The 11,284-nt window shown below is 52.4% G+C and carries 8 protein-coding genes; all 8 read left to right on the top strand.

Going from position 1 to position 11,284, the window contains the following annotated elements:
* Positions 1-318 precede the first annotated feature (318 nt).
* The 8 genes from HMPREF9412_RS02730 to HMPREF9412_RS02695 all read left to right on the top strand — a co-directional run bounded on the left by HMPREF9412_RS02730 (position 319) and on the right by HMPREF9412_RS02695 (position 11,279).
* On the top strand, positions 319-1,233 hold the full coding sequence (locus HMPREF9412_RS02730) for a hypothetical protein (RefSeq protein ID WP_036671081.1): 915 nt from the start codon (positions 319-321) through the stop codon (positions 1,231-1,233).
* 222 nt (positions 1,234-1,455) lie between these two features.
* On the top strand, positions 1,456-2,499 hold the full coding sequence (locus HMPREF9412_RS02725; RefSeq protein WP_009589697.1) for a LacI family DNA-binding transcriptional regulator: 1,044 nt from the start codon (positions 1,456-1,458) through the stop codon (positions 2,497-2,499).
* Between the two features lie 419 nt (positions 2,500-2,918).
* A complete protein-coding gene (locus HMPREF9412_RS02720) occupies positions 2,919-4,286 on the top strand; it encodes an ABC transporter substrate-binding protein (protein ID WP_009589716.1) in 1,368 nt (455 codons plus the stop codon).
* A gap of 60 nt (positions 4,287-4,346) precedes the next feature.
* The gene (locus tag HMPREF9412_RS02715; protein ID WP_009589705.1) at positions 4,347-7,304 is read left to right on the top strand and encodes an extracellular solute-binding protein; all 2,958 of its coding nucleotides are present in this window, start codon (positions 4,347-4,349) and stop codon (positions 7,302-7,304) included.
* Positions 7,305-7,316: 12 nt separating this feature from the next.
* Positions 7,317-8,285 carry a carbohydrate ABC transporter permease gene (locus tag HMPREF9412_RS02710; RefSeq protein ID WP_009589702.1) on the top strand — a complete coding sequence of 323 codons (969 nt, stop codon included), beginning with the start codon at positions 7,317-7,319 and terminating at the stop codon, positions 8,283-8,285.
* A gap of 4 nt (positions 8,286-8,289) precedes the next feature.
* Positions 8,290-9,201, top strand: coding sequence for a carbohydrate ABC transporter permease (locus HMPREF9412_RS02705; protein ID WP_009589726.1), 912 nt, complete (start codon positions 8,290-8,292; stop codon positions 9,199-9,201).
* A gap of 13 nt (positions 9,202-9,214) precedes the next feature.
* The gene (locus HMPREF9412_RS02700; RefSeq protein ID WP_009589732.1) at positions 9,215-10,678 is read left to right on the top strand and encodes a hypothetical protein; all 1,464 of its coding nucleotides are present in this window, start codon (positions 9,215-9,217) and stop codon (positions 10,676-10,678) included.
* Entirely contained in the window at positions 10,659-11,279 is a 621-nt protein-coding gene (locus HMPREF9412_RS02695; protein WP_009589762.1) for a Yip1 family protein, read from the top strand. Before HMPREF9412_RS02700 ends, HMPREF9412_RS02695 begins: the two co-directional genes overlap by 20 nt.
* The last annotated feature ends 5 nt before the right edge of the window (positions 11,280-11,284 follow it).

The following is an 11,284-nucleotide window of genomic DNA, read 5'->3' as shown; positions in this document are numbered from 1 at the left end:
CGGGCGGTCAAGCATCAGAAAGCGGTTCCGAACAAAGATGGGCTGTTGTAACTAGCTAACTAACTATAGCGATACTAAGGGACTACAGGACCAAGGAAGTGCATGAATCTTCCGTTTTTGATGTGGGATATGTGAAAGGAAGGCATGTTTTTTATGAAGTTTCCAGGGAGTGAGACACGCTGTCGTACGAAAATATACGAGAGTCCCTGAAATCGGTTCTAGTCTAAAAGTTAGGGGTTCGGAGTTCCTATTGGAAGATGTCTTGCCATTAGGTAAAATATCGCTTATTTACTATCTACAGAAGAGAGGCGAAAATTGATGAGATTGATGCGAAAATCGTTATTAACCTTATGCAGCCTTTTGCTTGCAGTCTCGGTTTTGGTGCCGCTAACAACGGTTCATGCAGCGGATCAGAAATGGATCAATCAAGTATGGAGCGAGTATAAATCCTATAACAAGAAGACGGTAAATGCGTATAACAATTATCAGAAACAAGTAGATAAGAAATATAAGGCGTTTTATAATGCCAGCCATGCCTCCCTGGACCAGCTGGAGAAAAAAGTGCTGGAGGATCAAAAGCAGTGGGACGAGAAGCTTCGAGCCGATTTGGAGCAGCTGAAGCTGAAGTATGAGGGAAACCGCGATGTAAAGGATAAGCTGACACAATATGAACGGCTCATCAATCCAAGTTATTTAAACGGTCCGATGTGGAAGTATGCGAAAGCCGCAGACCGGGGTTATTTGAACAGTACCCTATGGAGGCTAAGCAAGGAAATGAACGAGGATTATTTGAACAGCTGGATGTGGACATACAAGAAGACGATCACCCCGAGCTATTTGAACAGTTCCGCATGGAAATTCAGCAAAACGGTCAGTGAAAGCTATTTGAACAGCCCGATGTGGAAGCTCCGTAACGGATCCAGTAGTTCGTACCTGAACAGTCCGATGTGGAAGTACAAACAAGGGAAAATCAGCAAAGCAACAGCTAAGAGCCAATACAGCAAGCTGTTAAAGGAACAGACAACCGCGATATCCAAAGGCAATGCTGCAAGAAAATCCGAAATAACGAAAATGGCAAGCGGTACGCAAAAGAAGATAGACGAGCTATATAAGGAAACGGTGGTTATACTTGAGGCACGTCGTGAGGAGGCGTTGAAGAGCATCTCCGACCTGCGGATCGAAATCGCCGGAGAAGGCTTGCAATGGGAAGCGCTGCTCGTGGAGAAACCGTAATTATCTATATTTTTAAGCCTACAAGGGAAGAGCTGCCCCAGATGGTCCGAGGATGACCATAGGGGCAGCTTTTGTTTTTGTAAAAATGAAAACAAGAAAATGCAGGAAATTCTTTGACTTTAACGATTATTTCAAATAATATTATGTCAGTAACCTAACAAAAACTAACATAAATAACACAGAAGCTGAACGACAAATTCGCACTTAAGTAGGTTGATAACGATGAAAACGAAAGTGACGATTCAGGAAATCGCCGATTTCACAGGCGTGTCTAAATTCGCGGTATCCCGGGCCTTGTCGGGAAAATCCGGTGTCAGCCCGCAGACCAGGGACATGATCCTGAAGGCCGCCGGACAGCTTGGGTATTTCAAGGATCAGCCAGGCCAAGCGGCAGGAAGAAACCAGCAGCTCCAGGAGCCGGAGAACCGAAAATGGGCGGGGGCGGTACTGGTCCTGTTCCCGAATGTCCGATATCAGAATCGCGAATCGCTCTATTGGGGGCCGGTTTTTGACGGAATATCGACCCGTCTTAATCAGAAAGGGCTCGACATCCTGACGCTGACGGAGCCTTCGAATGACCACATGTTCTCCCTCCTGAATCCCCAGGGCATTCTCGGGATCGTAACGGTGGGAGCCGTGTCCACGCAAAATTTAATGGATATCAAGAAGCTGAACATACCCGTGGTCATGGTAGACCACATGGACCCCGCGTTCCAATCGGACACGGTGTTCACCGACAATATGCACAGCATGAAACAAATCATGACCAAACTGATCAGCAAAGGATATAAAAAATATCAGTTCATCGGCAACATCGAAGATGCCCAGAGCTTTTACGAGCGCTGGATCGGTTTCTCGTCCGCGCTGGCCGATTACAAAATCGAGCATCGGCAGCTGCCTTCTCTGATCAGCCCGGAGATTGAGAACATACACGAAACGTTAGGAAAGGCTCTTGCCGGAAACGAGCTTCCGGAAGTGTTCGTTTGCGCCAATGATATCACCGCCATGTTTGCCATGGAGGCGCTCGGGAATCAGGGCATCGACGTACCGGGTCACGTACAGGTGACCGGATTCGATAATACGTACGACAGCCTGCCGATTATGGCAACGGTGAACATCGATAAGGAATTGCTGGGGATGCGTGCCGTCGATCAATTGCTCTGGCGGATCGTGAACCCGGATTCCAATTATGAGCGTCTCCTTATTCAAGCCGATGTCATTGTTAGGGAATCGAATAACGCTGCGCGGGATACGGACGAACCATAAGCTGTACATGTAATGTTAAGTTAGCCCCGATGTCTTAAAGACATCGGGGCCTTTTTGTATTCATAACAAACAAATAACAAACATGCGAAATTTATTAAAGTCGATTAAGATGGGATAAAAGTAATTTTAGTTGATATATAAGGGTTTTTAGCGAAATAAGCTGACATTTGTTGAAGATGAATGTAAACGCTGTCGCTAATTATTTAGGTTGTTTATAAAATAATATTTAGGTTAGTTGTTATTATTATCATAAAATATATTGACGTGATTGCAATCCTGGTGTTATATTTTTTGGCAAACAGGGATAACGGATTGGGGGCGGGGGAAAACAGGATTGCCGGGAATGAAGCATCGACATCATCTTGGGGGTACTTGCATGACGTTAACAGGGCGTTAAACAAATAGGGGAGGTTTTTAGCGTGAGAAAAATGAAAGGGCTTTCTTTATTGCTTATCTGTTTGTTATTTTTGATTACCGCCTGCAGCGGCGGAGGGGCGAAGCAGGCGGAGACGCCGCCGGCGACCCCGGCTCCCAGCACGGAAACCGCGGCAGAGACTCCTAAAGAAGAACCCGCCGAACCTGAAGCAGAACCTGTTGATCTGGGCGGCCGCGTGATTAAGGTAGCCGCTTGGTGGGACCTGAAGCCGGCAGGCACGACGGCCGGAGAGAAGGCACGCCTGGAGAAGATCGCCGAAATCGAGAAGAAATACAATTGCAAAATCGAATTCGTCAACGTCCCCTTTGAGGAGTACATGAATAAATTCACGACAAGCGTGCTGGCAGGCGAGCCCTTCGCCGATATCGTGCAGCTGGAGTACAAGTCGGCATTGCCGGCGATTATGAAGGGACAGATCCTGCCGATCAGCGAATTTACCACGGACAAAAACAACATCAATAACGAAGCGGATCTGCAGACGAAATATCCATCCATTGGCGGAGGGGAATACGGCTTCGATAATCCGACCTCCATCGGGCTCGGACTTCATTACAATCGCGATCTGTTTAAGAAGAACGGTCTTCCGGATCTTCAGGAGCTGTATGCCAAGGGAGAATGGAACTGGGATAAATTCATGGAGCTTGCCAAACAGGCAACCAAAGATACGAATAACGACGGGAAAACGGACGTATGGGGCTTCTCCGGCTGGGCCATTGATGCCGTAAAGCATTTCACCGCCGCTAACGGGGGCAAAATCGTAGACGATTCCAACGGCAAAGAAGGCTTGTCCGATCCGAAGACATTGGAAGCAGCCGAGTTCGTGAACCGCCTCTACAACGTGGAGAAGGTAGTGAAAGTCAAGAGCGGCAACAAAACGAATTGGGAAGAAACCAACACCTTTAAAGACGGCGACGTAGCCATGTTTACGGCGGCGGAATGGATGCTGGGCGACATTACGTTCGAGGTTGGCGTGGTTCCGATTCCTGCCGGCCCGCAGGGATCGGCAGAAACAACGTATGCCAATACCGCCGCGTCCGCGAAGTTCATTGCCAAAGGCGTGAAAGATCCGGCCATCGTCTACCAAATTTACGAAGAGACGTTCGATATACCGCCGACCGAGGAATACCCGGGACAGGATTACCTGGAGAGCATCTATACCAATCAGGAAGATATCGACATGATTCGCGAGCATATTGCCGGGACCGGCGTCATCACGGTCGACGAAGCCTACACGGATTACCCTACGGGCGCTTTCATTGAGGACATTATCGTGAACAATCAATCGGTAACCGCTACGGCCGAGAAATATAAACAACAGGCACAGGCTGCTGTCGATAAAATGGGCAAATAAGATGGACGGGGGCGTTAAAGCTAAAGCCGCGCCCCCTTCTCCTGAACAGGGGGATGAACATTGACACTTCAAACGCAGCTAAAAAAATGGATGACCCGGTTATTGGTTCTTGCGGCAATCTTGGCCGCTTTGACGTTGTACTTTAATAGAGGGGGAAATGAGTCCGGAGCCGGGGGGAGGCCGGAACACGGCGGGACAGAGCTTACATTGGAACGTCCCGCATCGCTGGTCAATCTCAGCACGCAGCCGGGGAAAAGCATTTCCTATGTCCAATATTTGTCGGATCATGACGGAAAAGGTCGGCCTGATCATGAGATCACGATTCCCGCTGCGGATTACAGCCGTGCCGAGGGCGGGGAATTCCGCAGGCTGGAAGCCTATGAGGGTCATCCCGGAACCTCGTTGTTCACGGGGGAGAAGGGTGAGGTGGAATGGAAGGTTCATGTAGAGGAGGAGGGATTGTACAATCTGTCCCTGCTCTATTATCCGGTGGAAGGAAAGAGTTCCTCCATTGAGCGTTCCATCCGCATCGACGGGGAGGTCCCATTTCAGGAGGCCGCTTATTTGCAATTCGACCGCATATGGGATAACGCCAAGGACGGCATCGATCAGGATAACCAGGGCAATGACCTGAGGCCGAAGCAAATCGAACGTCCCGCTTGGACCACGGCGGTGCTGAAGGATGCGGATGGTTACATCACGGAGCCGCTTCTTTTTTACTTTGAGGAGGGGGAGCATACCGTATCTTTAACGGCCGCACGGGAACCGATGGTTATCGGGGAACTCAAGCTGTTCCAGCAGGAGATTCCGCCGACGTATGCCGAGCTGTACCGGCAGTATGAGGCTGAAGGGATTCGAAGAATTGAAGGCACCTTGCTGGCGATTCAGGGAGAAGACGCAGTCGCCAAATCCTCGCCGACCCTGTATCCGCTAAGCGAGCGTTCGAGTCCGAGCGTCAGCCCTTACAGTGCGTCGAAAGTCCGAATCAACACCATCGGCGGCTTTAACTGGCGGCTGCCCGGACAGTGGATCGAATGGGAACTGGACGTCCCGGAGAGCGGACTCTATAAGATAGCGTTCAAATCGCAGCAAAATTTTGTGAGGGGCATGTACTCGACGCGAAAGCTGACGATCGACGGGAAGGTTCCGTTTGAAGAAATGAACCACGTCGCTTTCCGCTTCAAGAACGGATATCGCATGAACGTGCTTGGGGGCGATGAACCTTATCTGTTCCGGTTGGAGCAAGGTAAGCATGTGTTACGCCTCGAGGCGAGTCTGGGTGAATTCGCTCCCCTCATTCATGAGGTGGAGGACAGTCTGCTTAACCTGAATGCCATGTACCGCAAAATATTGATGATCACCGGCACGAATCCGGATGAATTCAGGGATTACCGCGTAGAGCAGCGGATACCGGAACTGCTGGAAGCCTTCCGGTACGAAAGCGGTAGGCTGAAAGCGGTCGCGGCCAGATTGGTTGAGCTGTCGGGTCAATCCGGCGACCAGGAGGCGCTGCTGAAGACCATGGCGCTTCAGCTGGATGAGATGATCGAGATGCCGGATACGATTCCGCGCAGGCTGGAGGCCTACAAGACGAATACCGGCGGACTCGGAACATGGCTGCAGCAGGCAAGGGAGCAGCCGCTGGAGATCGATGCCCTCTATGTTGCATCAGCCGATGCCAAGCTGCCGAAGAGCGGAATGGGGGCGGCCGATAAGGTGAAGCATGAGGCGTCGACGTTCTTCAGCTCCTTCTTTATCGATTACAACAATATCGGTAACGTCACGGATGAGAAGAACCAGCGTTCGATCACCGTATGGATCGGCAGCGGCCGTGATCAGGCCAATACCATCAAGGCGATGATCGACGAGACCTTTACGCCGGAAACCGGCATCAACGTGAATCTGAAGCTGGTGAACATGGGGACGCTGCTCCCCGCCACTTTGTCGGGACAGGGACCGGAGGTGGCGATGCAGATCGGCAATGACCTCCCGGTGAACTTTGCCATGCGAAATGCCGCAGCGGACTTGACGCAATTCCCTGACTTCGAATCGGTGGCGGCCAGATTCCGGGACAGCGCCTTGGTGCCATACCGATACCGCAGCGGCGTATATGCGCTGCCGGAGACGCAAACCTTCAACATGATGTTCTACCGGAAGGACGTGCTGGAAGAGCTGGGTCTTGAAGTTCCGAAGACTTGGGACGATGTGGCCAGCCTGCTTGCCGTATTGAACAAAAATCATATGCAATTCGGTCTTCCCGTCGTGGCGCAAGCACCGGATCAGTGGACCACGCTGCCGCCGAATTCAATGTATGCGGCGCTCCTGATGCAATCCGGCGGACAATTCTACCGCAACAACGACCGGGAGTCGGATCTGGATTCCAAGATTGGGCTGGAAGCTTTTAAACAGTGGACGGAGTATTACACCGACTACAAGCTGGAGCGGGAATACGATTTTGCGAACCGGTTCCGTACCGGACAGATGCCGATCGGCATTTCCGATTACACCACCTATAACCAGCTGTCGGTGTTCGCGCCGGAAATCCGCGGCGTATGGGGGTTCGCCCCCGTTCCGGGAACCGTTCAGGCGGACGGCACGATTAACCGCACCGTACCGAGCGGCGGCAGCGCCGTGCTGATGCTGGACGATGCGAAGGACAAGGATGCGGCCTGGGAATTCTTGAAATGGTGGACCAGCGATGCGACGCAGACGAATTTCGGCCGCGAAATGGAAGGGCTGATGGGCGCGGCGGCCCGCTATCCGACCGCCAACATCAAGGCGCTGGACAGTCTGCCGTGGCCGGTAGCCGACTACGAGAATTTGAAATCCCAATTTAAATGGGTTCAGGGAGTACCCGAGGTGCCGGGCGGTTATTCGACGGGCAGGCATTTGTTCAATGCCTTCTATCGTGCGGTCATCAGCGGCATCGAGCCGCGGGAGGCCTTGATGGATTCGGTGCAGTATATTCACGACGAAATCCGAACCAAGCAAGCAGAATTCGGCGAGCTGCAGGAATAGGGGGAGTCCAAATTGCATAATGCCAGCCTTCAGGATCCTGAGGTTACGATGTCAGCCGCAATCCGCCCCGTCAAGCCGCAATCCTGGTGGAGGCGGAAGCTGGCGGAGATGAAGGCCAGCAAGCATTCCTATATTTTGCTTGCGCCTTATATGATCCTGTTCACGCTGTTTACCGTTTTTCCGGTCGTCATTTCGATGATTCTCAGCTTTACGTACTTCAATATGCTGGAGTTTCCGCGGTTTGTCGGCTGGGATAATTATACGCGTCTGTTCCTGGAGGACGATATCTTTCTGGTCGCGCTGAAGAACACGCTGCTCTTTGCAGCCATAACAGGACCCATCAGTTATTTGGCCTGCTTCCTGTTTGCCTGGGTCATCAATGAGCTGGGTCCGCGGCTGCGGGCGTTCATGACCCTGATCTTCTATGCGCCTTCGATCTCGGGAAACATTTACTTCATCTGGCTGATGATCTTCTCGGGTGACCGCTACGGCATAGCGAACGGCATGCTGATTAAGCTGGGCATCATATTGGAGCCGATCCAATGGCTGAAAACCGAAGCGTTCATCATGCCGATTATCATTTTGGTCCAGCTGTGGCTCAGCCTTGGAACCGGCTTCTTGGCCTTCATCGCCGGACTTCAAACCGTGGATAAAACGCTCTACGAAGCGGGTGCCGTGGACGGAGTCCGCAACCGCTGGCAGGAGCTGTGGTTCATAACGCTGCCTTCGATGCGGCCGCAGCTTATGTTCGGCGCGGTCATCCAGCTTACGACATCGTTTGCCGTGGCTGACGTATCGATTGCGCTGGCCGGTTTCCCGAGCGTGAACTACGCGGCGGAAACCATCGTCACGCATCTCATCGATTTCGGCACGACGCGCTTCGAGATGGGGTTTGCGTCGGCGATTGCGACCGTACTGTTCATCCTGATGGTGGGAACCAACCTGATCGTCCAAAAATTGCTGCGCAAGGTAGGTGAGTAGACGCGTGAGGGTTACATACGAACTTCCGAAAAAACGGGACGGACGCCTGCTGAACGTCAGGCTTAAAGCTCGCAGCAAACGGGTAAACCGCTCGTTTATGGGCACCTTCTCCCTGTTTGCGCTGCTGGCGGTGTTCGGCGCTTTCATGGCACTGCCCCTGGTGTACGCCATCAACAACGCGTTCAAGCCGCTGGACGAAATTTTTCTGTTCCCGCCGACGCTGTTTGTCCGCAATCCCACATGGAATAACTTTTCCGATTTGATCAATCTGCTCGGCCAGTCCTGGGTACCGTTCTCGCGGTATATCTTCAATACGGTTTTCATAACCGGGGTCGGCATTGTCGGTCATGTGATCTTTGCATCCGCCGCGGCTTATCCGCTGGCCAAACACAAGTTTCCGGGCAAGGTATTCCTGTTCCAGGTCGTCGTGCTCTCGCTGATGTTCACGCCGGTCGTTACGGCAACGCCGAATTACATGATCCTGTCTTGGCTGGGGCTCATTGACACCTACTGGGCCGTCATTATACCGGCTTTCGGCTATTCGCTAGGGTTATATCTGATGAAGCAGTTCATGGAACAGATACCGGATGCCTTGCTGGAGGCGGCCAAAATCGACGGAGCGAGCGAATACCGGATCTTCTGGTCCATCGTGATGCCGAACGTGAAGCCGGCGTGGCTCACGCTGATCATATTGCTGTTCCAGATCCTGTGGGGAACCGACGGCAACGGCTTTATTTACAGCGAACAGCTTAAGACCCTGCATTATGCATCCAATCAGATCATTCTGGGCGGTATTTCCCGGGCCGGCGCAGGCGCGGCCGTGGCAGTCATCCTGATGAGCGTGCCGATTGTGCTCTTTCTGTTCTCGCAGAGCCGGATCATCGAGACGATGGCGACCTCCGGGATGAAGGATTAGGGGAGGGGATCAGATGTCAGCGAAAAAATGGTTGCTTACTCTCGCGGCGGCCTCCCTGCTGCTTACCGGCCTGATGCCGGGGAGCGTCTCCGCCAGTGCTCCGTACGAGAGCTATATCTACAATTATTGGGAGGAAACGGTTGCCGTACCTGCCGCTTATTTGCCGGAACGCGCCGTTACGGGGAAGGAGCTGGGCATTGGGGATTTTTTGGATCCGAGCGATATGCATGTGTCGGAAGCCGGAAACATCTACGTGCTGGACAGCGGCAACAAACGGATCGTCGTCCTGGACGACACGTGGAACGTGATCCGGGTGATTGATTCTTTCATGAACGAAGGGAAAGAGGACGGTTTTGCAAATCCTGCCGGCATCTTCATTGACGGAGATGAGCAAATCTATGTTGCGGATACGGACCATCAACGGGTTGTCGTGTTGACGGCGGAAGGGGCGCTTGTCCGTATCATGGAGCAGCCGGAGTCGGATGTGCTGCCTCAAGGCTTTCAATTCATTCCCCTGAAAGTAGCGGTGGATGAAGCCAAACGGGTATTCGTTGTCGCCCGCGGCGTTTACGAAGGCATTATGCAGTTCGAGGAGGATGGTACCTTTCTCGGCTACGTCGGAACGATTAAGGTAAAGCGCGATTATGGCGATTATTTCTGGAGATTGGTATCGACGAGCGCGCAGAAAGCCCAGATGAAACTGTTCATCCCGACCGAGTTCTCCAATCTGGATATGGACGGCAAGGGGTTCGTCTATGCCACGAATATTGACGTGGGATCCAGGGAACCGATGAAACGCCTCAATCCGTCGGGAGAGGATGTGCTGAAGCGCTTCGGCTACTTTCCGGTTGCGGGAGATATTTATTATCGAAGAACGGTGGGGCCATCCAAGTTCGTTGATATTAAGGTGCTCGGCGACGGGATGTACAGCGCGCTGGACTCTACCCAAGGTCGCGTCTTCACATACGACGAGACCGGCAATCTGCTGTTCGTATACGGCGGCATCGGGAATCAGCTGGGCCTGTTTAAGACGCCGGCGGCGATTGAACGGCTCGGAGACCGTCAGCTTGTGCTGGACCGGGGAAAGGCAAGCATCGTCATGTTCGAGCCGACCGAGTTCGGGGAGCAGGTTAACCTTGCCGTCCGCCATCATTACCGGGGAGAAGACGCGGAGGCGGAGAGGTATTGGGAACGGGTTCTTCAGCTCAATGCGAACTATGACATCGCTTATATCGGCATCGGGAAAGCGAAGCTCATGAAGGGGGAGAACAAGGAAGCCCTTAAGTATTTTGAACTGGGCATGGACCGCAAGAATTATTCCGTGGCGTATAAACGATATCGCAGGGAGGTCATGAAGGAGCATTTCGGCACCTTTTTATCGGCAGGGACCGGGGGCCTGCTGCTCTACGCGGTCTATCGAACGGTAAGATACCGAAAGCAGAGGAGGGCAGGAAAGCATGAAGCAGGACTATCTTAAATTCCCCCTTCATTTGATCGTTCACCCCTTCGACGGATATTGGGACCTGAAGTACGAAAACCGGGGACGGCTCGGGGTCGCTTATCTCGTATTGGCGCTCGTAGTCATTGCTATGATTCTGCAGCGGCAGTATGCGGGATTTCTGGTCAACTACAATGATCCGCGGACGCTGAGCAGCATCGACGAACTGATATTTATCGTCCTCCCGTTCTTCCTGTGGTGCGTCTCTAACTGGTCGGTCACCACGCTCATGGGCGGTGAAGGGAAGTTTAAGGAGATCGTGATGGCCAGCGCATATGCCCTCATTCCGATGGTTCTGATCTATCCGCCCATGACGCTGGCGAGCCGGTTCATGGTCCAGGAAGAGACCGTGTTCTATTATCTGCTAACGACGGTAGCAGCGATCTGGTTTATCGGGCTGCTCTTTGTCGGCACGATGACGGTCCACCAATACTCGGCCGGCAAAACGGTCGTCACGATGTTTCTGAGCCTGATCGTCATGGGCATTATCGTATTTCTGGGCACGCTCGTCCTGAGCATGCTGCAGCAGATTTACACGTTCGTTGTCAACGTTTACCGAGAGATCATTTTCAGGCAATAAGGAGG

The sequence above is a fragment of the Paenibacillus sp. HGF5 genome, assembly GCF_000204455.1.
Classification (GTDB): Bacteria; Bacillota; Bacilli; order Paenibacillales; family Paenibacillaceae; genus Paenibacillus_AQ; species Paenibacillus_AQ lautus_A.
Note: the sequence above shows the minus strand (reverse complement) of the source record. Positions and strands in the feature narration are given on the sequence as shown.

Bases quoted from the DNA above. Each gene is read 5' to 3' on its own strand.
- HMPREF9412_RS02725 (WP_009589697.1), top strand. From the start codon at position 1,456: ATGAAAACGAAAGTGACGATTCAGGAAATCGCCGATTTCACAGGCGTG.
- HMPREF9412_RS02730 (WP_036671081.1), top strand. From the start codon at position 319: ATGAGATTGATGCGAAAATCGTTATTAACCTTATGCAGCCTTTTGCTT.
- HMPREF9412_RS02695 (WP_009589762.1), top strand. From the start codon at position 10,659: ATGAAGCAGGACTATCTTAAATTCCCCCTTCATTTGATCGTTCACCCC.
- HMPREF9412_RS02700 (WP_009589732.1), top strand. From the start codon at position 9,215: ATGTCAGCGAAAAAATGGTTGCTTACTCTCGCGGCGGCCTCCCTGCTG.